22 protein-coding genes and 2 pseudogenes are annotated in these 25,256 nt (G+C 40.5%); 10 read left to right on the top strand and 14 right to left on the bottom strand.

What is annotated here, in order from left to right; all coding sequences use genetic code 11:
- Positions 1 to 508: 508 nt before the first annotated feature.
- Positions 509 to 2,149 (bottom strand): Ppx/GppA phosphatase family protein, encoded by a 1,641-nt coding sequence (locus CALSC_RS09540; RefSeq protein ID WP_088241125.1) that lies wholly within the window; start codon positions 2,147 to 2,149, stop codon positions 509 to 511.
- Positions 2,150 to 2,393: 244 nt separating this feature from the next.
- Here CALSC_RS09540 and CALSC_RS09545 point away from each other — a divergent pair, with 244 nt between their 5' ends.
- From CALSC_RS09545 to CALSC_RS09555, 3 genes are all read left to right on the top strand, one after another.
- A complete protein-coding gene (locus CALSC_RS09545; protein WP_088241126.1) occupies positions 2,394 to 3,275 on the top strand; it encodes a 4-hydroxybenzoate solanesyltransferase in 882 nt (293 codons plus the stop codon).
- A 192-nt stretch (positions 3,276 to 3,467) separates the two neighbouring features.
- A complete protein-coding gene (locus CALSC_RS09550; RefSeq protein WP_088241127.1) occupies positions 3,468 to 4,073 on the top strand; it encodes a hypothetical protein in 606 nt (201 codons plus the stop codon).
- Positions 4,074 to 4,187: 114 nt separating this feature from the next.
- Positions 4,188 to 4,676, top strand: a complete 489-nt coding sequence (locus CALSC_RS09555; RefSeq protein ID WP_159460593.1) for a TIGR00725 family protein — start codon at positions 4,188 to 4,190, stop codon at positions 4,674 to 4,676.
- Between the two features lie 161 nt (positions 4,677 to 4,837).
- Here the strand turns inward: CALSC_RS09555 and CALSC_RS09560 are convergent, their stop codons facing one another.
- From CALSC_RS09560 to CALSC_RS28010, 3 genes and pseudogenes are all read right to left on the bottom strand, one after another.
- Positions 4,838 to 6,346 (bottom strand): UDP-N-acetylmuramoyl-L-alanyl-D-glutamate--2,6-diaminopimelate ligase, encoded by a 1,509-nt coding sequence (locus CALSC_RS09560; protein ID WP_088241128.1) that lies wholly within the window; start codon positions 6,344 to 6,346, stop codon positions 4,838 to 4,840.
- A 68-nt stretch (positions 6,347 to 6,414) separates the two neighbouring features.
- Positions 6,415 to 6,690: a glutaredoxin family protein gene (locus tag CALSC_RS09565; RefSeq protein WP_088241129.1), complete on the bottom strand. Its 276-nt coding sequence runs from the start codon at positions 6,688 to 6,690 to the stop codon at positions 6,415 to 6,417.
- A gap of 725 nt (positions 6,691 to 7,415) precedes the next feature.
- Positions 7,416 to 7,520: pseudogene (locus CALSC_RS28010) on the bottom strand (hypothetical protein); the annotation flags it as partial.
- A gap of 214 nt (positions 7,521 to 7,734) precedes the next feature.
- Here CALSC_RS28010 and cysH point away from each other — a divergent pair.
- Positions 7,735 to 8,454 carry a phosphoadenosine phosphosulfate reductase gene (gene cysH / locus CALSC_RS09575; RefSeq protein ID WP_088241130.1) on the top strand — a complete coding sequence of 240 codons (720 nt, stop codon included), beginning with the start codon at positions 7,735 to 7,737 and terminating at the stop codon, positions 8,452 to 8,454.
- 78 nt (positions 8,455 to 8,532) lie between these two features.
- On the opposite strand, the gene CALSC_RS09580 is transcribed toward cysH, so the two are convergent.
- Positions 8,533 to 9,408, bottom strand: coding sequence for a lysophospholipid acyltransferase family protein (locus CALSC_RS09580; RefSeq protein ID WP_235006741.1), 876 nt, complete (start codon positions 9,406 to 9,408; stop codon positions 8,533 to 8,535).
- A gap of 281 nt (positions 9,409 to 9,689) precedes the next feature.
- On the opposite strand from CALSC_RS09580, the gene CALSC_RS09585 reads away from it, so the two are divergent.
- Positions 9,690 to 10,535: an SPFH domain-containing protein gene (locus tag CALSC_RS09585; protein ID WP_088241131.1), complete on the top strand. Its 846-nt coding sequence runs from the start codon at positions 9,690 to 9,692 to the stop codon at positions 10,533 to 10,535.
- Positions 10,536 to 10,579: 44 nt separating this feature from the next.
- Here CALSC_RS09585 and folP read toward each other — a convergent pair whose 3' ends face one another.
- Entirely contained in the window at positions 10,580 to 11,452 is an 873-nt protein-coding gene (gene folP / locus CALSC_RS09590) for a dihydropteroate synthase (protein WP_088241132.1), read from the bottom strand.
- 297 nt (positions 11,453 to 11,749) lie between these two features.
- Complete coding sequence (gene tpiA, locus CALSC_RS09595) at positions 11,750 to 12,481, bottom strand: triose-phosphate isomerase (protein ID WP_088241133.1); 732 nt, start codon at positions 12,479 to 12,481, stop codon at positions 11,750 to 11,752.
- Positions 12,482 to 12,878: 397 nt separating this feature from the next.
- On the opposite strand from tpiA, the gene CALSC_RS09600 reads away from it, so the two are divergent.
- The gene (locus tag CALSC_RS09600) at positions 12,879 to 14,327 is read left to right on the top strand and encodes a GTP-binding protein (RefSeq protein ID WP_088241134.1); all 1,449 of its coding nucleotides are present in this window, start codon (positions 12,879 to 12,881) and stop codon (positions 14,325 to 14,327) included.
- Positions 14,328 to 14,350: 23 nt separating this feature from the next.
- Here the strand turns inward: CALSC_RS09600 and CALSC_RS09605 are convergent, their stop codons facing one another.
- Positions 14,351 to 15,997 (bottom strand): mechanosensitive ion channel, encoded by a 1,647-nt coding sequence (locus CALSC_RS09605; protein ID WP_088241135.1) that lies wholly within the window; start codon positions 15,995 to 15,997, stop codon positions 14,351 to 14,353.
- Positions 15,998 to 16,531: 534 nt separating this feature from the next.
- Positions 16,532 to 17,350 carry a SirB1 family protein gene (locus CALSC_RS09610; RefSeq protein ID WP_088241136.1) on the bottom strand — a complete coding sequence of 273 codons (819 nt, stop codon included), beginning with the start codon at positions 17,348 to 17,350 and terminating at the stop codon, positions 16,532 to 16,534.
- A gap of 153 nt (positions 17,351 to 17,503) precedes the next feature.
- Between CALSC_RS09610 and CALSC_RS09615 the strand changes: the two genes are divergently transcribed.
- Positions 17,504 to 17,953, top strand: a complete 450-nt coding sequence (locus tag CALSC_RS09615; protein ID WP_088241137.1) for an SRPBCC family protein — start codon at positions 17,504 to 17,506, stop codon at positions 17,951 to 17,953.
- On the opposite strand, the gene CALSC_RS09620 is transcribed toward CALSC_RS09615, so the two are convergent.
- Together CALSC_RS09620 and CALSC_RS09625 are read right to left on the bottom strand one after the other, a co-directional pair.
- A complete protein-coding gene (locus CALSC_RS09620) occupies positions 17,948 to 18,532 on the bottom strand; it encodes a hypothetical protein (RefSeq protein ID WP_088241138.1) in 585 nt (194 codons plus the stop codon). The genes CALSC_RS09615 and CALSC_RS09620 overlap by 6 nt on opposite strands.
- Positions 18,533 to 18,535: 3 nt before the next feature.
- Positions 18,536 to 19,747 (bottom strand): RNA-guided endonuclease InsQ/TnpB family protein, encoded by a 1,212-nt coding sequence (locus CALSC_RS09625; RefSeq protein WP_088241139.1) that lies wholly within the window; start codon positions 19,745 to 19,747, stop codon positions 18,536 to 18,538.
- A gap of 381 nt (positions 19,748 to 20,128) precedes the next feature.
- Between CALSC_RS09625 and CALSC_RS09630 the strand changes: the two genes are divergently transcribed.
- Positions 20,129 to 21,466: an NAD(P)/FAD-dependent oxidoreductase gene (locus CALSC_RS09630; protein ID WP_088241140.1), complete on the top strand. Its 1,338-nt coding sequence runs from the start codon at positions 20,129 to 20,131 to the stop codon at positions 21,464 to 21,466.
- Positions 21,467 to 21,505: 39 nt separating this feature from the next.
- Positions 21,506 to 22,495 (top strand): methyltransferase domain-containing protein, encoded by a 990-nt coding sequence (locus CALSC_RS09635; RefSeq protein ID WP_088241141.1) that lies wholly within the window; start codon positions 21,506 to 21,508, stop codon positions 22,493 to 22,495.
- A gap of 158 nt (positions 22,496 to 22,653) precedes the next feature.
- On the opposite strand, the gene CALSC_RS09640 is transcribed toward CALSC_RS09635, so the two are convergent.
- The 3 genes from CALSC_RS09640 to CALSC_RS09650 all read right to left on the bottom strand — a co-directional run bounded on the left by CALSC_RS09640 (position 22,654) and on the right by CALSC_RS09650 (position 24,586).
- Positions 22,654 to 23,085, bottom strand: a complete 432-nt coding sequence (locus tag CALSC_RS09640; RefSeq protein ID WP_088241142.1) for a QcrA and Rieske domain-containing protein — start codon at positions 23,083 to 23,085, stop codon at positions 22,654 to 22,656.
- A gap of 203 nt (positions 23,086 to 23,288) precedes the next feature.
- Positions 23,289 to 23,681 (bottom strand): hypothetical protein, encoded by a 393-nt coding sequence (locus tag CALSC_RS09645; protein WP_088241143.1) that lies wholly within the window; start codon positions 23,679 to 23,681, stop codon positions 23,289 to 23,291.
- A gap of 479 nt (positions 23,682 to 24,160) precedes the next feature.
- Entirely contained in the window at positions 24,161 to 24,586 is a 426-nt protein-coding gene (locus tag CALSC_RS09650) for a DUF1636 family protein (RefSeq protein ID WP_088241144.1), read from the bottom strand.
- A gap of 421 nt (positions 24,587 to 25,007) precedes the next feature.
- Here CALSC_RS09650 and CALSC_RS09655 point away from each other — a divergent pair.
- A pseudogene (locus CALSC_RS09655) lies at positions 25,008 to 25,256 on the top strand (hypothetical protein); the annotation flags it as partial.

Below are 25,256 nucleotides of genomic sequence, written 5' to 3' on the forward strand. Positions count from 1 at the left end.
GGGGTTATTCTCAGATAGCTTAAGCCTCCCTGACTTTTGGATTGCGATAAGCCTACGGCATAGCTTCGCTTACCGCTCGTTTGGGTGGTTTTATTGGGCGAAAATCTGATGCTTTACCTGGTTGGCAGACCTTATGGCGAGGCTGGTTGAGATTACAAGATATGTGTTGGGCTGCTGATTTTATTACCCAGTCACATTAAAAATGTTGGTAATGACAAGTGTGTCTAAAGTCAGGGGCTTGAAGTAATGAATTATTGAACCTTGTGCTTATGCATCGCGGCACAATTGTTGATTATTTGTCCATAAATAAATTTAGGGGCTTGTATCCTTTTACTTTTCGGTCATACTTAAGTTGCATTCTGTTGTAGCAGTTTGAGTTGGTGAGATTGCTTCCCTCCGCTCCGCGAACGTCGCAATGACATGCGGACTATCTTTGAAAGCAACTTGGTATGAGCAAAGTTTTGAAGACGGATTTTGGATTTATTCCGGAGAATTAGCAAATCAATTATCACCAAACACTAGTGTATGAAGATTCTAAATGAGAGATTAAATGTACTCCAAACTCTGTCTCAAATACATCCTTGCTGAAACCTAAACTCCATAATTCCAATGCACAATCATCATTGATATTTGCAGGAAAAACCCGCAAGAGCAATTCCTGTACATCCCGATGATATTCACATTTTACCTTTGAAACTGCGCCAATTTGTCGCCGGTTTAATGCTACTGCTAATCTTAAAATAGCACTTAATTGATTCACCAATATTTTATCTCTTCTACTCAACAAATTCTGATAATTTTCATGTTTTTTCTTCGGTGCTGATTTCCGGTGATAACGAGCTAAATTGGCAATAATTTCTATTTCTGTTTCTGTATATCCTAATAATTCACCATTGCGAATTAAATAATAGGAATGTTTGTGGTGGGCATCATGGCTGATGTAATGACCACAATTATGCAATATTGCCGCCGCCCAAAGTAATTCTCTTTCTTCTGCCCCCCAACTGTGCAGCAGATATTGGGTTTGATCGAATAGACTCAGGACAAGCTGTGCAACATGCTCACCATATTTTAAGTTAGCACTAAATTTCTTGGCTACATTCAGCACACTACGCTGACGCACAGAGCCTTGATATCTGAGTCGATCTTCTATCAATCCATGAGTTAACATCCAGTCTACAACTACACCTTCCCTGAGCGATCGCTCACAAACTGTAATTATATCTGCTCCCAGCAAGGTCATTGCTTCCTGTAATATTACCGCCCCTGCAAGTATGACTTCTGACCTTTTCTCTGGCATTCCTGGAATTGACGCACGTTCGGTGTAGGTCATTTTCCGCAAACGGTTGACCCACTCCCGCAGGTCTTTGATGGTAAATTGATAACCATTGAGGGTGAAAGGTTCATATCCTAACTTGTCCTGAGCCTTAATTGTTGCTAGGGTTTCAATAGTTCCGGAAGTACCTACTAATCGGGGGGATTCACCCAATTTCAAGTCTCCTAATACTTCATCTACCGAGCGTTCCAACATTCCCCTCACATATGCTTGTAGGTATTGAAACTCGGTATTGCTAATGGGGTCAGAATGAATTAGCTCACTGGTAAGGCGAACTGCACCCACCTTGGTACTGGTGAGTACCCTTTCTTGATGACTATCACCCAAAATAATTTCTGTGGAACCACCACCAATATCCACAATCATATGGGGTTGGTTGTTAAATTCCATGCCGGAAAGTACACCCAGATATATGCGTCGCGCTTCCTCCGGACCAGAAATTAAATCTACATTTAAACCAACTTCCGCTTTGACTCGCTGGAGGAAATCCTTACCATTGGGAGCTTCTCTGACTGCACTAGTAGCCACCGCCACGATAGTTTCAGCATGGAGAGATTGGGCAATTTCTTGAAACCGATGTAAAGCAGCGATCGCTCTTTCTATAATCTCTTGTTTCAGATTACCAGTAGCAATTTCTCGATCGCCCAATCTGACAGTTTCTTTCTCTCTAGCAATAATACTAAATGCTGGTAAGCTCGGTTCAATCCTGACAATTACCATGTGTAGGGAGTTTGTCCCCATGTCAATTGCAGCAATAATTCGTTGTTGCTCAATGTTGGAATTGAGAAAATTCTCAGTGCTTGTAGAAACCATCTAAAATTATCTCTCTATGGGATGCTAGAACTGGCAACACTAAAAAGCGTAATACCACCGTGAGCCAAAAATTATCAGCCGATTACTCAATAAAAATCCCTGAATTAGTCACCAATAAATTTGCATCTTAGATGTATCTTAAAGTGGCAAATCCGAGATTGCTATTTTATAAATATCAAATAACGATATTCTATAGATGTGAAGATGTGTGAATTAAAATTTATAAAAATAATATTTACGAGTTATGTTGACCACTCCAGATAACAGCACAGAAAGCCTTTGGTGGACGATTATTCGGCTTTTAAGGTGGGATAAACCAGAAGGAAGACTGATTTTAATGATTCCTGCTCTGTGGGCTGTGTTTTTAGCAGCTTCAGGCAAACCACCTTTACCATTGGTTGGAACAATTATCCTTGGTTCTCTTGCTACCAGCGCTACAGGATGCGTGATCAATGATTTATGGGATCGAGATATTGATCCAGAAGTCGAAAGGACTCGCAATCGCCCCCTGGCTTCCCGCGCCCTATCTGTGAAGGTAGGGATTGTGGTAGCGGTGGTAGCAATGGCTTGTGCTGCTGTGCTTGCCTTTTATCTTAACCCATTTACCTTCTGGCTATGTGTAGCAGCTGTACCAGTGATTTTGCTTTATCCCGGTGCTAAACGGGTGTTTCCCATACCCCAATTAGTGCTTTCTATTGCTTGGGGTTTTGCAGTGCTAATTAGTTGGAGTGCTGTTACTAAGAACCTATCTTTACCGACTTGGCTGTTGTGGGGGGCTACCGTACTCTGGACATTGGGATTTGATACCATTTATGCTATGAGCGATCGCGAGGACGATAAACGCATTGGTGTTAACTCTAGTGCCTTATTTTTTGGTAACTATGCTGCCATTGCCATTGGTATGTTCTTTGTGGGAACTACAGGGCTACTTGCTGCATTGGGAATAGTCACAAGTCTTAACTTTGTTTTTTGGATTAGTTTGGCAATTGCTGCAATGGGATGGATATGGCAGGTTAGTAAATTAATTCAGCCGGAATTACCTAATCCTATTTACGGAAAAATGTTCCGGCAAAATGTCGGCATTGGTTTTACCTTACTTGCTGGAATAATTGCTGGTTGCTTTTAATCATTATTCATGAACAGTTATCAACTTGATGAGAATAAACTGTGTTTCATGTTTTGATTAAGTGCATAGATAAAAGGATTATATTGTATTTATATACTAATTGTAAATCTATCCATAGCTAGTTACGCAATAGCACTTATTTAATATATTAATTGTGTGTGTGAATCAGAAAATTCAATACACTCAATTTGCATGAAACAGTATATAAATACAAGAAGTCTTGCAGATAAGCTTCTTGTTCAAATTTCTACAATCTTTTTATTGTTTCTTGGTAGTGTGGGTCTAATCGCAGGTGTTTTTTTTATTCGAGAGGCATTCAGTAAAAGTAGTGAGAATCAAGAAATAACGAACACCAAAAGATACAGAGAAATTCGCTCTCAAACTTGGTCTAATCAAAAAACTATCAAGCATTTTCCTCAGACTATACCCACTGATGCCAAAGAGACAAGCATGATTTATTCCCCTGGTTTAATCAAGGGAAGTAGTACTTTTCAAGTAAGATATAAACTCCCATCAAGTAAGATTAAAAAATTACTTGTAGATTATCAAAAATTAGCTAAATATAAATATCTTGGTGGTAACACTAATGACCATGCCAATCAACCTCAAGGCGTACCCACAACCTTTTTCTATACCAATCAATTAGAAGAACAGACATTTCCTCCTACTTATCAAATCTTAGTACTAAATGCACGCGATCGCGGTACTCCTGATTTTAAATGGCAACATGGTGATAGTTATGGAGTAGCGATTGATAAATTTAACTCTGAGATTGTTTATTGGGCAGAACAATGGTAAAGAAATTTCAGATACCAAGATAGTTGATGGTTGTTAGTTGTTAGTTGTTAGTTGGTGGTTGATGGTTGATGGTTGACAGTATCAATATGTCCATTGTTATAAATCTCTCAACAGATGAAAATCATTATTGGGGTCATGGGACCAGGAGAAAAGGCTACAAAAGCTGATTTAGACAATAGTTTTGAATTAGGCAAACTCATTGCTCAACAAGGGTGGATTTTACTGACTGGTGGTAGAAATGTGGGAGTAATGGATGCTGCTACTCAGGGTGCAAAATCTGCGGATGGTTTAACTATTGGTATTCTGCCTGACAATCATCCACAATGGGTATCAGAGGCGGTTGATATTGCCATTTTTACTGACATGGGCAATGCTCGTAATAATATTAACGTGCTTTCCAGTCATGTGATCATAGCCTGTGGCATGGGTGCGGGTACAGCCTCAGAAGTTGCTTTGGCTGTGAAGAATCGCAAGCCTGTAATTTTGTTCACCAATGATAAAAGCAGTAAAACCTTCTTTCAACAGTTAGCACCAGAAAATATATATTTGGCAGAGAGTGCGGCTAATGCGATCGCTACTACCCAAATTATCCTAAATTTATAGCGCTACGCTTAAGTAATAAATTTACTGTCCACGTGGGAGGTATGGGGAGTGTGGGAGTGATGGTTGGGAATTAAGATTTTTTCTCTTTCACTCCTTCCCTCTTTCACTCCTTCACTCCTTCACTCCTTCATTCCTTCCCTCTTCCACTCTTCCCTTCTCACCTAACCAGAAATTTTGGCATTACTGAATCGGTTTTCTAGGGCTGTCCGTGCTTGTTCTCGATCATCGAAATGGATTTTTTCTGTACCTAAGATTTGATAGTCTTCATGACCTTTACCAGCTATGAGAATACCATCACCTGGTTGTGCTTGAATGATAGCTGTTTGAATTGCCTGGGCGCGATCGCCAATTACAATAGGATTTACAGTTGCTGGTATACCTGCCATAATATCCTGTAAAATTTTTTCTGGGTCTTCTGTACGGGGATTATCGGAGGTAACTACTGCCACATCAGCTAAATCGGCGGCAATTTTCCCCATTTTTGGACGCTTGGTACGATCGCGATCGCCACCGCAGCCAAATACACAAATCATTTTACCAGGAATAAAAGGGCGGGAGGCCTTCAGCAAGTTTTCTAAGCTATCTGGTGTATGGGCATAATCCACAATTACGCTAATATCTTGCTCTGGATTAATTTGTACCCTTTCCATTCTTCCCGGTACTCCAGGAAAATTGGCGATCGCTCCTGTTATGATCTGTAAATCTAAACCTAAATGTAAAACTGCTCCCACTGCTGCCAATAAATTCTCTAGGTTATACTGACCAATTAAGGGTGAACAGAAAGCCGCATCTCCTTTTGGTGTATGCAGTTGCCCATTAACTCCATTTGGTTGATAATGTAAGTCACTCATCCATAAATCTGCGTTAGGATTATTGACGCTATAACTCCAAACCTTCTGAGGATCCAAACTCCTAATTAACCGTTGACCATATTCATCATCAGCATTAATAATTGCCTGACCCTGCAAATAATCCGGGGAAAATAGCAAAGCTTTTGCTCCAAAATAATCTTCCATATCTTCATGGAAATCCAAATGATCTTGGGTGAGGTTACTAAATACACTGACCGCAAACTGACAACCTAATACCCTTCCCTGCGCCAAAGCATGGGAGCTAATTTCCATCACCCCATACTGATTACCAGCATCCACTGCTGCGGCTAGCTGTGCTTGCAATTCCACCGCAAAGGGTGTGGTATGTACTGCGGTTTGCTCAAAACCTGGCCAACGAGTATACAAAGTACCCATTAAAGCTGTGGGCTGTTGAGCTTGGTGGAAAAAATGTTCAATCAAATGGGTGGTGGTAGTTTTACCATTAGTTCCCGTTACCCCAATCAATTGCAACTTGCGGCCTGGATAATCGTAAAAAGCAGTCGCTATTTGAGCGCAAACTTTAGTCATATCCGTCGCCACAATCACGCAATTTTCAGTAGTAGGAGAATGTTTTGCTGCTGCCTGGGGGGAAATAATCGCTGCAATAGCACCAGATGCAATCGCACTACGCCAAAAATCCCCACCATCAACCCGTGTTCCTGGCATCCCCATAAAAACATCTCCCACACCGCAAGCATGGGAGTTGGTCTTTAAGCCTTTAACTTCAGCATCTAAAGCTGGATGTGTTGGTAATTGATCAATCCCCTCTAAAGTAGCTAGTAACTCACGCAGTTTCATCTTTGTCAACCTCATCACGCGCTTTGCTTGCGCCTATTCTGCACTAAGTTTATTTTTTCTTCAAATCTTTAGAGGTATTTCTGTAAAATTTGTTCCAATTTTTGCACTGTAATCCGGGGAGAAGGACGAGGTATGGGTTGCAAGTTATCTTCATTATTATCCCTAGACCAAAACAGTACAGGTACTTCATATTCATAAGCACCGAACCAATCATCACGGGTCATAATATCGCGAATTTCTAGTTGGAGAGAGGGGATATTACCCATTTGGATAATTGTTTCCAATTTTTCCTGCAAACCTTCACATAGGTGACATCCTGGTTTGCTATATAAAATTATCTGCATTTAACTACTTTCCATTCCTCCCACAACTAAAAACATACCCTGTTGATTGTACCCCAGCATTCACTTGAAAATCGGGAGTCGGGAGTCGGGAATCGGGAATCGGGAATCGGGAATCGGGAATCGGGAATCGGGAGTCGGGAGTCGGGAATCGGGAATCGGGAGTCGGGAATCGGGAAGATATATATTAGCAAAAACCCCTTTCATTTCTGATTGGGGTTTCGTTACAAAAATATATTAATTTTTTATTCTTAGCTTAAAATATATTCATTATTGTGATCACGCTCACACTGGTCAGCATCACCAAAACTCCCATTAACAGAGATTCTTTTAATGGGTTGGGAGTGTTTGAATCATTCATAGTTATAGAACCCCTCATTTGTTAACTATTAACCTGTCAATAAGAATATCAATATTCAGTATATTCCTTGACAAAAAGACAGTAAAACTTAAAGTAAATTTAACTTTCTTCATAAACATGGTTAGTAATACTGAATTGGTTAGCAAACACCAACAAAAAAGCATCGAAGAGGTGTCAACTCTCACCGCGAACCCGTTAGGATCTAGCGGGAGCATCTCAAATTCACAAATGAGACTTGCTGCTTCACAGGCTGACCAACGTCTAAGCCTCCACAGCCAGGAATCGGTAGTCCAACCAACCCAAGCTTTAAAAGATTAAGCGCACTGTTCCAGTCTCGGTCAATGATTAACCCACAAGAACAACTATGAACACGAACCGCGAAAGTTTTTTCAACCCTCGCTCCACAGCCAGAGCAATTAATACTTGTGCCTCTGGGGTCAACTCCTTTGGTATGGAAGCGTAAAAAGTTTATTCAGTAGCTCTTCCACAATCCCAAATCCTCCGACCACGAGGAAGTCAGGAAGAAGCAGGGGAGCAGGGAGCAGGGAGCAGGTCAAAAATCCAAAATCCAAAATCTAAAATCCAAAATGGTATAAATACCGGATTCCCGACCGGATTATGTGTCTTTCTGCGGTAAAATTACTCTCAATAGAGGTATATAAATGTTGGATTGAGAAATAAAATCTATGACTTCTTCGACCACGTCAAGCAGCATCAATTTCGACCTAGAGCAATTAAATCAACAATTTGAGACCGCGCATCCCAGGGATATTTTGGCATGGTCTGTAGAAAATATATCTACAGGGTTAGTACAAACTAGTGCCTTTAACGTAGACGACATAGTAATTACCGATATTCTCTACCGCGAACTCAAAAAGCAAACCCCAGTTATATTTTTAGACACGTTATATCATTTCCCTCAAACTCTAGAATTGGTTGACAAAGTAGTAAAGGTTTACAACCTGAATTTGCAACTATACAAAACTCCCGACGTGAATACTCGTGAAGAATTTGCGGCTAAATATGGTGAAGCTTTGTGGGATAAAGATATTGCTCAATTCCACGACATTACAAAAATTGAGCCACTACTACGAGGTCTACAAGAGTTAAATACCGTAGCATGGATTACTGGTCGTCGTCGCGATCAAGCTGTTACCCGCGCGAATATGCCCATCTTTGAGCTAGATAACCAAGGGCGGATGAAAATTAATCCAATTGCTGCCTGGACACGTAAAGAAACCTGGGAATTTGTGAAAGAATATGGGGTAATTTACAATCCTCTACATGACCAAGGTTATCCCAGTATTGGCGATGAACCCATTACCTCCAAAATTGCTGAAGGTGAAGATGAGCGAGCTGGACGTTGGCGGGGTAGTGAAAAAACTGAGTGTGGAATTCACATTTAAGGGAAAACTAAAACATCAGTGCTCGAAAATTTGCCTAACACCTTAGATCATGCTCGACTTACTAGTAAGACAAGGGGATTATCTTCCAAAAGGTAGATGAATGCGTGTTTTAGCCACCCTTGTCAAGGCATCCAGTTCTTGTTGCATTTGCGATCGCACTAACTCGTAACATTGATCTACATAATTGCGATCGCACGCTGCTTCTCTACCGTAGCGTTCAAACACAATTGCTGGACATACCCGAGTATGCATAGGCACTGGTAAGGGTATGTTAGGTAAAGGCCCCAAGGCTAATCCCCAAGGTAGTCCTAGATAAATTGGGAATACTGTGGGATCTAGACCAAATAACCAAGGCATTCCCCATTCATGTAATTGACTGGCTAGTTGGTAGGCATCAGTCATGATATACAATGTGTCATGAGCCCCACAGGAAATCATGGGAACAATGGGGAGTTTTTTCCTCAGTGCTAGTTTAATAAATCCTTTACGTCCAGCAAAATAAATTTGATTACGTAGATGGTGGGGTCTAAACACATCTTGCGCTCCTCCAGGATATACCAGCACACTAGAACCGGAGCTTAAGGCTGCGTAAGCCATTTTCGGATGGGCAAACACGGCTCCTGTCTTGGCTAATATTTTAGCAATGGCAGGAGCTTGCCAGACAATCCCATGCATCAATCCATATACAGGCTTTTCCGTCCCCAATCTGCGAAACCAGTCATACATCATCATGAACATATCAGGAGCAGCTAATCCTCCATTATGGGAACCAACGATCAAAAATTGTTGATTTTCGGGAATATGATGCCATCCACTGGTTTGCACATGAAAATAGTTGTAATATAGCCACTCCAAAATAGGCATTAGGGATTGAATAAATTCAGGATCTCGTTGCTCCAATGTCCATCCGAGCTTAATATTCTGATTTGCTGTTTCTATGGTGAATTCTGACATAATAATTAATTATTAATAATACTTGTTATTAAGGCGGTAAAACGGTGAGGTTTTCTTGAGAGAGGAAGCTAGCAAATCCTTGTTTCTAGGTGTACTCAGTTGATCATGTACCCTACTCAATTATTTTGCCATCCTGCGATCGCTATGCAAATATCTTGCTTGTTAGCTCCGCTTGTGATAAGAAGATTACACGTTAAAAAGATTAGACTGAAGTATAAGGACTCAGATTGTACTGAATCCCTAAAGTAAATTCCCCTAATAGTTAAAATTTAGGAGTATATATGGAAGGATCAATTATTGCCATCATTTTAGTGCTCATAGGTTATGGCTTAGGCTCAGCAAAAATTATTAATGAAGGCAATGAAGCTCTCGTTGAACGCTTAGGGAGAAAACACCGTAAGCTTCCACCGGGATTAAATTTTATTGTCCCCTTTGTCGATCAAGTCGTCATGGAGGATACTACCAGAGAACAACTTCTGGATATTCAGCCTCAAAATGTGATCACAAAAGACAATATCTATTTAGAAGTAGATGCTGTTGTTTACTGGCGCATTATTGATATGCAGAAGAGTTTTTATGAAATCGACAATTTGCAAGAGGGGTTAAATAATCTTGCTACTACTACTCTCCGGGAAGTTATTGCCCAAAATACCTTGGAGCAAACTAATGTTTCTAGAATGGAGATGGATCAAGCCATACTAGATAAGTTGAATGAGATAACCAATGATTGGGGAGTCCAGGTTTTGAGGGTAGATATTCAAAGTATTAATCCCCCTGAGAGTGTACAAAAATCAATGGAAGTGCAGAGAACAGTAGAAATTGAAACTCAGGCTGCAATTGAGAGGGCGGAAGGAGAAAGACAAGCAGCAATCAAGAAAGCGGAAGGAACTATGCGTTCTGTAAAGATTATTGCTGACGCTATTCGTTCTAACCCTGAAAGCAGAGAAATTTTGCGCTATCTTGTGGCTCAAGATTATGTTGAAGCCAGCCAAAAACTCAGTTCTAGTGAAAATGCTAAAATTATTTTCATGGATCCAAGTAAGTCAAAAGATATCTATGATCAGGTAGTTGCAGAAGAAGTCGCTGGGACTAAAGAGAATAGCAATGGTATAGGTGCAGAAAACTAAATTACCAAAACTTCGGGACTTCCAATAAACAGAAGTAGCTCTTTTTATTTTCTAGTGTTCCCTGAAACAGAGTCCCGAAAAATGGCATCAGCAACCAAACTAACATCATGCATGGCTTGGACATCATGAACCCGGAGTATATCAGCTCCATTAAAGATGGCTGCACAACAAGCTGCTGCGGTTCCCCAAACCCTAGCTTTTGCTTGGGGTTGATTTAAAATCTGACCAATGAAACTTTTACGGGATGGTCCAACTAGTATAGGACAATCAAGTCGTCGTAACTCCGGTAAATGACGAAAAATCTCTATGTTTTGATTGTAATTCTTAGCAAAGCCAATCCCTGGATCTATAATTACTTTTTCCTTAGGAATACCCGCAGCAATGGCTGCGGCGATTTGTGCTGCTAAAAAATCCCTAATCTCCCCAATTAAGTTCTGATAATTAGTCAGTTGCCCCATTGTCTGCGGATTACCACGGATATGCATAATCACAATAGGCACATTCAGCTTGGCAACAGTGGGTAACATTTCTGGGTCAAAAGTCCCTCCAGAAATATCATTAATCAGATCTGTGCCGATGGCGATCGCAGCTTTGGCTACTTCTGCTCTGGTAGTATCGACGGAAATAGGAATTGAGCTTTCTGCCCGGATAGCCTCTATCACTGGTAATACACGGTCTAATTCCATGTTCAGGGAAATTTGTTCTGCTCCTGGTCTTGTAGATTGACCCCCTATATCAATTATATCTGCCCCTGCTGCCTCTAATTCCTGGGCCTGGTTTAAGGCTGTAGCCACTGAGTTATAATCACCACCATCACTGAAACTATCAGGAGTAATATTTAAAACACCCATTAAATAAGTTCGCCGTCCCCAGGAGAAACAGTGATCGCGGATCATTAAGTTATTGCTATTGCTCATTTCAGTTATCAGTTACCAGTGATATCATGTCCGCCTGATTACTTATGATATTGCCATCCATGCAAAAATCACCCAAATAGTTTCTCCCCCTGCTCCCTGCCCCCTGCTCCCTTGCAGCCCTAATGATAAGTATTTAACCGGACATGATATGAGAAACTGTGCTGGTGAGCTTGATAACCACAGATTGAAAACTTGCCAGACTTGTTAAATATTTAACATAATCAATTTGGATACTACCATTTTGGACTTTCGCTATTCAGTAAATACAACATCCAAAATGGTATAATCTGTGGTTTTTTAATTTACTTTATAATTGACAATGCGAGCAAAACTAGCAGGTTCTAAACTAGCTCCTCCCACCAAAGCACCATCTATTTCTGGTTGAGCCATAATTTCATCAACATTATCCGGCTTCACTGAACCACCATATTGAATTGATACGTTAGAATTGGTCAACAAAGAGCGAATTAAACCAATAACTCGGTTAGCTTCTTTAGCTTCACAGGTATCACCAGTACCAATTGCCCAAATTGGTTCGTAAGCTATGACTAAGTTATTTTGGTCTACACCAACTAAAGCTGTTTTGACTTGAGTGGTAATGAGAGATTCAGTTTCACCTGCATCTCTTTGTTGTTTAGTTTCACCTACACACAAAATCGGTGTTAAACCATAATTCTGAGCTGCTTTGAGGCGCAGATTTACGGTTTCATCAGTTTCTCCAAAATACTGTCGTCTTTCGCTATGACCGACAATTACATAGCGTATGCCAATTTCCTGCAACATCGCTCCGGAAATTTCACCTGTGTAGGCTCCGCTTTTTTCCCAGTGAATATTTTGCGCTCCTAACTGAATACGACTGCCATGCAGACTATTGGATAAAATACTTAAGTCTGTAAAGGGAACGCATAATACAACTTCTCTATTAGAGGGAGTATCTTCCAAGGTAGGTAGAAATCCTTGGAGAAATTCCTTGGATTCGACCTGGGTTTTGAACATTTTCCAGTTACCGGCAATAACGATTTTCCGCACAGGTGATTTAGTCAATATCTTAATGTAAATGTGTTCGTCTGTTTTTTAACTCCTCAAAAGGCTATATCCCAGATAAACTTCACCCCTATTTTGAGTTGAGAGTGATAACTTCCAGAGAAACTTAGCCATAGAAGATCTACAAAATGTCTTTACTTTCAAAATACCAGATTGGGTGACAGTACTGAAATCTCACAGATCATTTTTCTGGTTTCACTTAGCCTTATAGATAGAATACAAGGGGGGGAAACGGAGACACGGGGACGCGGGGACGTGGTGACGCGGTGACATGATGATTATGGTGTATCCTCTCTGACAAAATCATCCTGCAATTATGCAATACCGAAATATTAACCACCAAATTAAAATCTAAAATCTAAAATCTAAAATCTAAAATCGAATGCCCAACCCTGATCACAGTAATTCATATATTAAAAATTCTCATCAATCCCAAAATTGGGAGGAATTAGATAGTGCCATATTTACTTTTGCAGAAATTGAAACGGAACTCAACTATCAAAGGGCACAAACCGCACTACATAATTTAGTCAAGAATCTGGATCTAACACCCCAAGAGCAAGGGGGATTAGAAAGTGAAATTGCTGATTTGGAAACCATACTAGGTAAACTAGATAACGTAGTTTTACAAATTGCTGCCTTTGGTATGGTAGGTCGAGGAAAGTCTTCTTTACTCAATGCTTTGGTGGGACAACCTGTGTTTGAGACTGGTGCTTTACATGGTGTTACCCGTACAGAGCAGAGGGTAAATTGGCACATTAGTGTATCAAATCAAGAGGCTCTGCGAGTGACCCTATCCGGCAAAGATAGAACCCAGGTAGAGTTAATTGACACTCCTGGTTTAGATGAGGTGGATGGAGATACCAGGGCTGCTTTAGCTGAAGAAGTGGCAAAACAAGCGGATTTAATTTTGTTTGTGATTGCTGGAGATATGACCAAACTGGAACATGAGGCTCTTTCCCAATTGCGGGGGGTGGGTAAACCCATATTGTTGGTATTTAATATGGTGGATAGATATCCAGAAACTGACCGTATGGCCATTTATCATACCATCCGCGATCGCCGGGTAAAAGAGTTGCTATCACCAGATGAAATTGTCATGGCGGCGGCTTCACCGATGGTCAGAACCTTAGTACGTCGAGCTGATGGTAGCAGTAAGGTGCAGTTACGTCCGGGTAATTCCCAAATAGAAGAGCTGAAACTGAAAATCTTAGAAATTCTCCAACGGGAAGGAAAAGATCTAGTCGCCCTGAATACCATGCTCTATGCCGATAACCTCAACGAACAACTAGTACAGCGCAAACTAGCAATTCGGGATTTGGCAGCCAATCAGCTAATTTGGAAAGCTGTCATCGCCAAAGCAGTAGCGATCGCTCTCAATCCGGTGACAGTAGTAGATATTCTCAGTGGAGCAGTAATTGATGTAGTACTAATTCTGGGTTTATCAAAACTTTACGGTATCCAGATGACAGAAGCCGGAGCCGTCAAATTGTTACAAAAAATCGCCCTCGGGATGGGCGGGATTAGTGCCAGTGAATTACTGGCAAACTTAGGTTTAAGTTCTTTAAAAACCTTACTGGGTATTTCAGCACCAGCTACTGGAGGTGCGTCTTTAGCTCCCTATATGTCAGTCGCCTTAACCCAAGCCGCAGTAGCTGGAACTTCTTCCTATGGCATCGGACAAGTTACCAAAGCTTATTTAGCTAATGGAGCAACTTGGGGGCCCGATGGTCCAAAAGCGGTGATTAATAAGATTTTGGCAAGTATTGATGAAAAATCAATTCTTAACCGCATCAAAGATGAATTGCAACAAAAAGTTAAACATGGGTGAACCAATGCCCACAATTTCAGCTTTTATCCTCTACTTTTAAAAGAGTTTAACCATTCTCTAACTTGTTCTGAGGCAATATCTCGACCACCAAGACCAAAAGCAAGAGCAATGGCAACTGCGATCGCTCCTAACAATAAACCAAAGGCCAAGTTGACGATATTGGGTGCAATACCAATCCTTTGTAATGCCATAGCTGATACTAGGACAATAATCGCGATTCTTGCCACCTGACCCAAAATCAATGCTTGGGAGTTACCAGAACTAGTAATAATATTGAAAGCTAAATTTGCCAAGAACAGACCAATGGCAAATACCACCAAACCTGCTAATATCTGGGCAAATACCACCAAAATGCCTTGTACTAAGGCTGTCAGCGCCGGTATTTGTAAAATATCCAAGGCTGCCACCGTAGCAAAAAGCATCACACCCACTAAAACGATAATCCCAACAATTTCTGATGGGGTACGGGTGGTAGGAGTAGATACAGTTTCTCCTTCTGGAGATACAGTTTCCTCGGGTTTTGGCAGTGGTAGTCCCAAAGCCGTAAAAACGTTGTTGAATCCCAGACTAGTCAAAATACTAGTGACAAATTCCGAGATAAACCGTCCCAAGAAATAGGCAATAGTGAGGATTACACCAGCAGTGAAGATTGCAGGTAAGGTATCCAGTACCTTTTGCAACATAGAAATTGCTGGTACAGAAATTGCAGCTATTTGTAAGGCATTCAGAGCTGAAATAGCAACAGGAATCAAAATCAGCACATATACCAAGGTGCCAATAACTGATGATAAAGATTGTCCACCAGCAGTTGCCCTCAATCCAAAACGACTACCGAGATCATTAATGCCAGTAGCAGCTAGTAAGTTAGTAACAATGCGTCGTACCACATTAGCTGTAAACCAACCAACTGCAAAAATAATTGCTGCACCTAAAATATTAGGTAGCATGGCAAGTATCTCTGTAATTAGAGTTTGAATTGGTTGTAGTGCTTGCTTTAGTTCTAGGGCATCTAGAACTGGCATCAAGAATAGTAGAAAGACGAACCAATATAGAGCATTACCAATGGTTTCACTCAAAGACATCTGGTTCAAACTGGGAGTCGTGTCTTCTGGCGAGTTAACCAATTGATCGACTCTGAAGGCATTTAAGGTGCGTACAGCCAAAGTCCTGACTAGGGTTGCTATTAACCATGCAACCCCCAAAAGAACCCCCGCAGCCAATAACCGAGGCAAAAAGCCCACCAGTTGGGTTAACAAGTTATTGAGGGGTTGAGAAGCAATCTCCAGTCCTAGTCTTTGTAGAACTGCCACCACAACAAATAGCATGATGACCCAAAAAACTAAGCCACCGATAAGTTTCTCTACCTTTGGCAGTTCTTCCTCCGCACCACGTCCCAGTAATCCAGCCGCAATGCGATTGTCAATACTGGTCTTATTGAGCATACTTTTGATGAACCAAGACACCAATAAGGCGACTAACCAACCAACAAAAAGGATAACAATTGCCCAAATGGCGTTAGGAAGTTGATTGATTTGTTGTAAGACCCCTTGTGCAGCATCGCTTGGAGCTTGATTGAGTGACAAGGTGGGTGATTGGGCTAAGAATTTATCCACCCCTACTGACAAACCAGTTCCCATCACTTGGGTTATATTTTGCCAAGTTGTAATCATGGTTTTCCGGTATTCTAAATTAAGTGTTTATGAAACAAAACACTTCAGATGTTGGTCGGAGCAGATTGTAACTAACAACTCACACCCCGATAACTTCATTGGTGTTTTGTCTTTGAATTTACCAGGAATAATTTACCAGGAAATACCTCATGTAATTTATTTACAAGAATATTTTTTACTTTTCTATTTAGTTTTATTGATTATTGTGGGTTTTTTGGTAATAAATAAGACAAAAAAGTATGATAGAGCTTGCTGTTATAGTTGCAGATTATACAGTTATATAACTAAGTAAACCCATGTTTTTGTATACATAATTTTCCTATAGTATTATCTGCCCTTCTGACTTGAAAATAGGGAGTGGGGAATCAGGAGTCGGGAGTCGGGAGTCGGGAATCGAGAGTCGGGAATCGGGAATCGGGAATCGGAAAAAGGTATTTTCACTCTTGGTTGTGGGGTATGGGGTGTAGGGGAAATAACCCTCTTTAATGCTTGGTGGTGAAAATGTTTTGACATCGGGACTGCCTCCTGCCTTCTTCAACGGCCCATTTGGGTAAGTAAATGGCGAATCATATCAGCATCTCTGGCTTGGGGGGATTTAACGAGATAAGTTTCTAAGTCCCTAATGGCTTGAGAAAAACGACATGTTTGATATGATAGTAAACCGCGATCGCGGATTTCTAACACAATATCTGGAAATAACAATAAAATCTTTTCTACAGTCGCCAAGGCCTTTTCTAACTGTGGCTGATTCAGATAAATATATTTGAGGTTAGTAAGCATCCTCATTAAAAATTCTTTTTTAGTTACTGGCGCTAAAAATTCCGGTCGTAGAGTTACAGGTTGTTGGTAAATTTTAGTTAACTTGTCTTGACAATCTTCGTAAAACATTACTTCGCCCTGTTCAAAAGCATCTACAAAAATTTCCATATCTGGAACTTGAGGGCGAATGAGAAAATGACCTGGCATACCAATGCCCTGCATGGGAAAATCTATCCGCTTACCAATTTCCATGTAAACTAGAGCTAGGGAAATCGGGATTCCTTGCCGCCTGTCAATCACATCATTCAAAAAACTATTACATGGGTCATAGTATTTATTTTTGTTACCTTGAAAACCCAGGTCATTGTACAGATATTGATTGATTGTCTGAATAATTTTTAATGGATAATGCTCAGGTGGTAAACCTTCTCTCAATTCCTCTGCCATAGTATCCAAAGCATTAAGATATTCTTGTGGATCTAACTGAGGGTATTCTTCTTGGGCGATATATAAAGCTGCTTTAGCTAGGTCGATATACTCGTCAGATTGCTGAATTTCTTGGTAAAAATATTGTCTTGCTGACGAGAAATACATAAGCAAATTTACAATAGGGTTACTTAGTTATTTTAAGATATAAATTAACAATGTATTCTCTTTGCAACGGGTTTGTTGTCCTATCTATAATTCATCTTATAAGATGTTTTCCAGATTTGGAATTGAAATTTTGACAAATTAAATGAAAATCAAATGTCTAGCCAGCAAATATTTGCACAATCCATAGAAATTCAAGCAACACCACAAGTTGTAGAACACTGTATTACTGACCAAATTTTAATGCATCGCTGGCTAAATCCGGCTCTATCTTGTGAACCTGTGGGGGATTGGAGTACGGATGTGGGAAGTAAAACTAGATTTTTGATTAAAATACCAATTTTTCAACCAACCTTATATAGTACTGTTGTGGAAAGAAAGGCTGGTTTGGTAGTGTGGGAGTTCGATGGTTTTTTTACAGGACGCGATCGCTGGGAATGTCAGCCCTTAGAAAATGGGACTCTGCTATTGAATCGGTTTGAATTTCAAATTCCTAACCCTCTAGTTAGTTGGGGTTTTAAAACTTTTGCTCAAAAACTCACAAAAGCAGATATGCAAGCTCAGTTAAAGCGACTCAAAGGCGTTGCGGAAGAGATGCATTCATAAGGCGTTGGCGGTTTCTTCCAAGGACTGAAGAAACTGAATTATCTCTTGGATAACTGGAGTTTTATGGAGAATTTCAATATCTTCATTCGTGAGTTGCTCAATCAGTTGAGACTGGCTCTCATATTGTGTCGATTGAGAAATCAATTGAGTCAAAGCTTGTTTTGGTTGGTAAACAGCCAACTTCAGTATATCTTGGTCAGGTGCGTATTCCAGTAGCTGAGGAAGCAAGGAGTCATCTTGGAAAAAAATAATTTCGATCGTAGGGACAGCTAAAATTACTTTAACTGGCGTATTAGCAGCAACGCTGACAACTACTTCTTCGATATCTTTGAGACGTTCTTCAACTTTCTCTGGGGCTATTACATCCGCATCCATGACAACCGCAACAGGTGATTGTCGGCGAACAATTAAAGAACGAGCCAGGGATTTAAGAGCAGAGACTCCACCCGCAGGGACAACTTCAACATTGTTCAGTAGTTCTTCTGGGAGAACACGTTTCAATAATTGTGCGTCAAGATTACCTTCACAAACAATTTGACATCCTCCCCCGCTAACCGGAGGTGTAGCGAGAGATTCCAAAGATCACTCTTTGGGCTTCCTCTTTCTACGACTCGGCTTATTTGCAGGAGTTGCCCCACACAAACAGAGGTCGATGTCTCCAGAGGCGGCTTGCGTTCCCGTGTGCCCCACGGTACGGAGTCCAATCTCAAGTATGTTTCGAGCAGCGTTATGGTCACGGTCTTGAGTATAACCACAATCAGGACAAACATGAGTTCTAGTGCTGAGAGATTTTTTCACCACCTCCCCACAGTTAGAACAGTTTTGGCTAGTTCCCTGAGGAGGAACAGCAACCGTTACCACCCCAAAAACTTTGCCAAAATATTCAACCCACTGCCTAAACTGTGTCCATGCTGCATCACTAATTGACTTAGAAAGGTGTCTATTCCTGATCATATTTCCCACCTGCAAATCCTCATAGGCTACCAAGTCGTGAGACTGGACTACGCACCTTGCTGTCTTCACAGCAAAGTCTTTACGCTGCCTACTTACTTTTAGGTGTTTACGAGCCAATTTATTCCTAAACTTGACTCGATTTTTAGAACCCTTGTTAGTCTGAGAAAAACGGCGTTGCAACCGTTTCAATGACTTCTCACTTTTACGGAGATGTCGCGGGTTTTCAATGGTGTTGCCTTGACTATCGGTGTAGAAGTGATTCAGTCCCACATCTAAACCGATAGTTTTACCAGTTGGTTCTCGCTTCTCAACCCGTTCTTGGTTAATACAAAACTGTGCATAGTACCCATCAGCACGACGCACAACTCGTACTCGCTTAAACTGCTTTAATTGGTAGAAATGCAGGTTCCGAGTCCCCCAGAGTTTAAAGGTTCCCGATTCAAAGCCATCGCTAAAAGTGATATGTCTTCTGTCTATTGAAAGTTTCCAACCGCTAGTTTTGTATTCAACAGAACTATGAGTTTGTTCTTTTTTAAAACTGGGATAACCTTTCTTTCCTGGCTTGTTTTTCTTGCAATTCTCAAAGAACCTAGCAATTGCACTCCATGCTCTTTCAGCAGAAGCTTGCCTAGCCATAGAGTTCAATTTAGCGACCCAAGGAACGTTTTCGTCGGCAGCAAGAACGGCACAATAAGCACTCAACTGGTATCTGCCAATATCGCGGTTGTCCATCCAGTATCTGAGGCAAGCATTACGGACAAAACGGGCAGTTCTAATAGCATTGTCCAGGGATTGGTACTGCTGTTTTGTTCCTTCTAGTTTTGCCTCAAATACCAGCATCTTTATCCCAAGCTCACTGACGTAATTATACTACGAATATTGCTAAAAACGAGACATATCGCCGTCAAATCAAAGATTGTGACGGGAGCATTCTCTCGGAGTTTAGGTAAGAGTTGATTACGGAGTTTAGCGATTGGCGCAATATCCACGTTTCTATCGTATACGAAATCTTTACTTTCAATTAAGCAAGCCAATCCTGAGTAATAAACTACACCATCTAATTGCTCAACTTCTTCCCCAAACAGTTTGACATTGATCTGTAACTTTGATTAGTTTTGTGATTTTTTTGATTGTTCAAAGCTAACGGCAACAAATCTAAATATTTTGTTACATAGGTATGAAGAAGAGTTACAGTTTCATGGGAAAAAGGAAATATTACTTATGCCAAATTCACTTAATAATCAGAAACCACATGAGGTTGTAGTCATTGGTGGTGGCTTTGGTGGACTGTATACGGCAAAGTCCCTGAGAAAAGCAAATGTCAACGTTACTCTAATTGATAAACGTAACTTTCATTTATTTCAGCCACTTTTATATCAAGTTGCGACAGGTACTTTGTCACCAGGTGATATTTCCTCACCATTGCGCTCTGTACTCAGCAAAAGCAAGAATACAAAAGTGTTGCTGGGAGAAGTAAATGATATCGATCCAGACGCACAACAAGTGATGATGGCAGATAAATTCGTACCCTATGATACATTAGTTGTGGCTACAGGTGCGAAGCATTCATATTTTGGTAATGATGACTGGCAAAAATCGGCTCCTGGTTTGAAAACTGTGGAAGATGCCATCGAAATTCGTCGCCGGATATTTAGTGCATTTGAAGCAGCAGAAAGAGAAACTGATCCTGCAAAACGCCGTGCTTTATTGACTTTTGTGGTTGTGGGTGGTGGCCCAACCGGCGTAGAATTATCAGGTGCGATCGCAGAACTGGCATATAAAACCCTGGAAGAAGATTTCCGCAATATCGACACCTCAGAAACGACAATTTTACTATTGCAAGGGGGCGAGCGTATCCTCCCATTCCTCGCGCCAGAGTTATCACAAGCAGCAGCCAAATCTCTAGAAGAGTTTGGTGTGAGTGTACACACAAAAACTAGGGTGACAAATATTGACCACGATATAGTTACCTTCAAACAAGGGGATGAAGTCCAAGAAATTACCTCAAAGACCATATTATGGGCAGCAGGGATTCAAGCTTCACCCATGGGCAGAATTCTGGCAAAACGCACCGGTGCAGAATGCGATCGCGCTGGACGAGTTATAGTAGAACCAGACTTAAGTATTAAGGAATACAAAAATATTTTCGTCGTCGGAGACTTAGCTAACTTCTCCCATAATGATGGTAAAACCCTCCCAGGTGTTGCACCTGTGGCTACCCAAGAAGGTGAATACGTTGCGAAAGTAATTCAAAAACGTATGCGAGGTAAAACCGTAGAACCATTTAAATATAACGATTATGGCAACCTGGCGATGATCGGACAAAATGCAGCCGTTGTAGATTTAGGTCCTGTCAAGTTAAAAGGCTTCTTTGCATGGGTATTCTGGCTGTTAATTCACATCTACTTCCTAATTGAGTTTGACAGCAAACTATTAGTCATGATTCAGTGGGCTTGGAGCTACATGACTCGCAAACGTGGTTCCAGATTGATTACTGGTAAAGAATCTTTATCATTCGCTAAAGTAATCACACATCAGCCAAAAATGGAAAACTCGTAATGGGATAAAATTATTAAAAAATATTAAGACTTTATCTCCATGAGTTGGTTTCTCTCTGCCTTAGGACTTTTCCTAACATTACTAACCCTGTTACTTGCATTATATTTGATTACTGCTCGCCGGTATCAATCATCAGACTCCGTAGCCAACTCCTATGACCAATGGACAGAAGACGGTATTCTCGAATTTTACTGGGGTGAACATATCCACTTAGGTCATTATGGTTCCCCAGTACAGCGAAAGGATTTCCTGACTGCTAAATCTGATTTTGTCCATGAAATGGTGGTTTGGGGTGGCTTAGATAAATTACCCCCCAACACAACAGTCTTAGATGTTGGCTGCGGAATTGGAGGTAGCAGTCGCATCTTAGCCCAGGATTACGGCTTTGCAGTTACAGGTGTTACCATCAGTCCTCAACAAGTGCAACGGGCTCAGGAGTTAACCCCTGAAGGAGTTAATGCCAAGTTTCTGGTAGATGATGCGATGGCACTTTCTTTCCCCGATGCTAGCTTTGATGTGGTTTGGTCGATTGAAGCTGGCCCCCATATGCCAGATAAAGCCGTTTTTGCCCAAGAATTACTCCGAGTCCTCAAGCCAGGTGGATTATTAGTTGTGGCTGATTGGAATCAACGGGATGATCGGCAAATTCCCCTCAATTTTTGGGAAAAACCTGTGATGCAGCAACTATTAGATCAGTGGTCACATCCGGCTTTTGCTAGTATTGAAGGCTTTTCTGAGCTTTTGTCAGCCACTGGATTAGTTGAGGGAGAGGTAATCACCGCAGACTGGTCAAAACAAACACTTCCTTCGTGGTTAGATTCTATTTGGCAAGGAGTAGCTAAACCATCAGGATTAGTTCGTTTTGGTCTATCTGGCTTAATCAAATCTCTGCGGGAAGTACCGACATTGTTACTGATGAGGCTAGCATTTGGCACAGGACTTTGTAGATTTGGCATGTTTCGCGCTGTCAGAGCTAACTCACTCTCAGAATCAACAGAGAAAGTTGTCAGGGAAACTGCTCAAGTTTGATCTGATTAATTTGCGATCGCCTTACCTCAATCTTGCACCTTCGAGAAAGGTAAGGTGGGCACTGCCCACCCTACTACTTGTTAAACTGAGCACATAAGATAAATACAGCAGATTGCAGGTAAATGAGGCACATCTTCTCCTGCTCCCCTGCCTCCTATTTAAGCACGTCTCACCACCACTGCTGTACCTTCGATCTTGGCTTCATAAGTTGGGAGTGGTTCCGTCGCTGGGCCATTTTGAACTTTACCATCCGTGGTAAATTCAGAAGCATGACAAGGACATAAAAAGATATTTTCCTCTGCTTCCCAATCCACATTACAACCAAGATGGGTGCAAGTTGGATTAACAGCAATCAAATTTGCACTATTAGATTTACCAATAATAAAAACTGGGCCTAAAGGTGTTTTTTCTTTAAGTATTTGACCAGTTTTATCTAACTCTTCTACAGTCCCCACATTAACCCAATTATTAGATTTAGATGTGTTATTTTTGGGTTTTGGTTTAGCTGCATAGGTGGCGGCAAAAAGTATTGGCGAGCAACTAACAAAAAGACTTAGACTAAATAAATTAATAAAATAGCGACGATTCATTTATTTTTCAGATAATGATATTTGGTAATCCACAAAAAAATAATTGGATATGGTCTGTATTTTTGAAATTAAGGCGTAGGGCAGAATCAAATATATCAACAAATAAAGTGATATTTTTGATTCTACCTTTACGCCTTATACCCTTTAAAATACTTACACCCGACTATATTTAATTATGCAAAAATCACTCATTTTAATTAATTTTATGGCAATTTGTTCCGCAATTTACGTAGACAGTTAATCGATGCCACACAATCACAACCAAACATTGCTACAGCAGCATCACTCTCTGCATCAGTCACAGCTAGCAAATCCTTTTCATTATTTAAATCGGTAGAATCAATTTGGGAATTACCTTTTTTTAAATGGGATAACTGTTTGGCATTAGCACAGAAAAATTTACCGAGTTTTTCGTGTTTTACACAAGCTCTTTGACTGTCCGCAGAAACTGGTGTAGTGGTAGCATCTGGACGTTCTAATGGTTGTACAGCCTGAACTGCTTCTTTCGCTATAGCTATCTTCCCTGTCATTAACAATGAACCAAGAGAAATAAATGCTAGAGGTTTACCTCTTAATTTGGATAGTAAATTGTTCACTCAGTTCTCCTTTAAAGGTACAGAGATTAACATCATTGATATATTCTAGTCAAGGAGACGAAAAACTTAATTATTCAGTTCCTTGAACTAATCATGTTTAACACATGGTTCACTTTTTGGCGACGCTGTAATTAAGTATTTTTTCTGATGATAAATATCTCAGAAAACCAATTCCATCACCTCGCCAGCTTTTGCAGAATCATTGACTAATCCAATCTCTTGAATAGGTGCATCCCAGTTTTTATGATTTTATTGAATCATAAAAACTCAAGTGTCATTGCGAGGAACGAAGCAATCCCAACCATTGCGATTACTTCGTCGTTCCTCTTCGTAATGACAGAAGATGATTAGGTTTTGCAAAAGTGGGATGCTCCCCTCTTGAATAACCTCCATCTGTGACCATATCTGTGATATTTTCCAGCTTGGTAATCACTTCTTCGGGATAAAATTTCTAAATATTCCTTGACAATTCTAAACTATTAATTGCACATTTCCTGTTCAATCTTATTTTTTTCTAGAGAAGTTGAGACTGCTGGAATTCTGGCGATGATACCTTTTTTCAGGGGTTCAGGACGTTCTGACCAAGGTAAGGAGCCTTGTGGATGTGCGTAGTATTTATCAGCACAATCGAATACTCCATTAACTTCTGTAGGAGTTAAATCTGGTGAAATATCACCAAAAAGATATGTAGTTTTATCAGGAGAAGCAAAGGAAACAGCACAAGAACGACTACAAGCACTCATGCATTCCACTGGCTGAATGACAAATTCTCTATTTAATTGCCAATTGGGATAAGCTGACTGCAAGCGTTTGAGTAATTTTTCGCCGCCACTTTCACCAATACGCTTACCGTTTTCCCATTTACTGGCACAAGTGGTACAAACAAATATTGTATGTGCTGTCATCTATGGTTCTAAAATTTTCTGATCAAAATTTCTTATCATCATATAACAAAAGTTCACATAGAGGGCGATGATAATTTATGGGAATTAATTATTGAAGCATATGGTAGTGATTTATGTATATTTTCTGCTTGTGAGCAATACGAGGGGTATAGCGCTACGCGCAAGTAATAAATAATAAGTAAATAAGTTTACTGTTCATAGGTTTGGTGCTTCAAAAATGTCATAACGTGCTTTGTTAGTGCTATAACTCCCGTTGAAATCAAGAAATACAAATCTTACCTCAAATGAGATTATGTCAAAAGCGTTTTTATATGTATAAGTAGGTAGGCGTAAAAAATTATCGTTTGGATAAGACAGGGGGCAGGGGGCAGGGAGCAGGGGGAAAAAGGGTTTTAGCCTTATTTACTTTTCTCCACATAGTTTGGTTTTATTGTGCCGACTTACTTATATCAAATTATTTATTGTTGTATCTGCTGGGATAGCTTATTTTGTTTGGTCTAAATCTCCACCAGATAAACTTATAGAGAATGAAACAGAAGCCTTAAAAACTGTCGCCACATTTTTTGGAGGAATCGCTGTTATTATCAATGCTTATTTTGCTGCTCAACGTGCTCAAGCTATGGACAAAACAGCTGAAGGTACATTACGGAATGCTGAAGCAGCGCTGAAT

This window comes from Calothrix rhizosoleniae SC01, from assembly GCF_900185595.1.
GTDB lineage: Bacteria > Cyanobacteriota > Cyanobacteriia > Cyanobacteriales > Nostocaceae > Calothrix_A > Calothrix_A rhizosoleniae.

Coding starts and splice junctions, on each gene's coding strand:
- CALSC_RS09540 (WP_088241125.1), bottom strand. CDS start 2,149: ATGGTTTCTACAAGCACTGAGAATTTTCTCAATTCCAACATTGAGCAA.
- CALSC_RS09545 (WP_088241126.1), top strand. CDS start 2,394: ATGTTGACCACTCCAGATAACAGCACAGAAAGCCTTTGGTGGACGATT.
- CALSC_RS09550 (WP_088241127.1), top strand. CDS start 3,468: ATGAAACAGTATATAAATACAAGAAGTCTTGCAGATAAGCTTCTTGTT.
- CALSC_RS09555 (WP_159460593.1), top strand. CDS start 4,188: ATGAAAATCATTATTGGGGTCATGGGACCAGGAGAAAAGGCTACAAAA.
- CALSC_RS09560 (WP_088241128.1), bottom strand. CDS start 6,346: ATGAAACTGCGTGAGTTACTAGCTACTTTAGAGGGGATTGATCAATTA.
- CALSC_RS09565 (WP_088241129.1), bottom strand. CDS start 6,690: ATGCAGATAATTTTATATAGCAAACCAGGATGTCACCTATGTGAAGGT.
- cysH (WP_088241130.1), top strand. CDS start 7,735: ATGACTTCTTCGACCACGTCAAGCAGCATCAATTTCGACCTAGAGCAA.
- CALSC_RS09580 (WP_235006741.1), bottom strand. CDS start 9,408: ATGTCAGAATTCACCATAGAAACAGCAAATCAGAATATTAAGCTCGGA.
- CALSC_RS09585 (WP_088241131.1), top strand. CDS start 9,690: ATGGAAGGATCAATTATTGCCATCATTTTAGTGCTCATAGGTTATGGC.
- folP (WP_088241132.1), bottom strand. CDS start 11,452: ATGAGCAATAGCAATAACTTAATGATCCGCGATCACTGTTTCTCCTGG.
- CALSC_RS09600 (WP_088241134.1), top strand. CDS start 12,879: ATGCCCAACCCTGATCACAGTAATTCATATATTAAAAATTCTCATCAA.
- CALSC_RS09605 (WP_088241135.1), bottom strand. CDS start 15,997: ATGATTACAACTTGGCAAAATATAACCCAAGTGATGGGAACTGGTTTG.
- CALSC_RS09610 (WP_088241136.1), bottom strand. CDS start 17,350: ATGTATTTCTCGTCAGCAAGACAATATTTTTACCAAGAAATTCAGCAA.
- CALSC_RS09615 (WP_088241137.1), top strand. CDS start 17,504: ATGTCTAGCCAGCAAATATTTGCACAATCCATAGAAATTCAAGCAACA.
- CALSC_RS09625 (WP_088241139.1), bottom strand. CDS start 19,747: ATGCTGGTATTTGAGGCAAAACTAGAAGGAACAAAACAGCAGTACCAA.
- CALSC_RS09630 (WP_088241140.1), top strand. CDS start 20,129: ATGCCAAATTCACTTAATAATCAGAAACCACATGAGGTTGTAGTCATT.
- CALSC_RS09635 (WP_088241141.1), top strand. CDS start 21,506: ATGAGTTGGTTTCTCTCTGCCTTAGGACTTTTCCTAACATTACTAACC.
- CALSC_RS09640 (WP_088241142.1), bottom strand. CDS start 23,085: ATGAATCGTCGCTATTTTATTAATTTATTTAGTCTAAGTCTTTTTGTT.
- CALSC_RS09650 (WP_088241144.1), bottom strand. CDS start 24,586: ATGACAGCACATACAATATTTGTTTGTACCACTTGTGCCAGTAAATGG.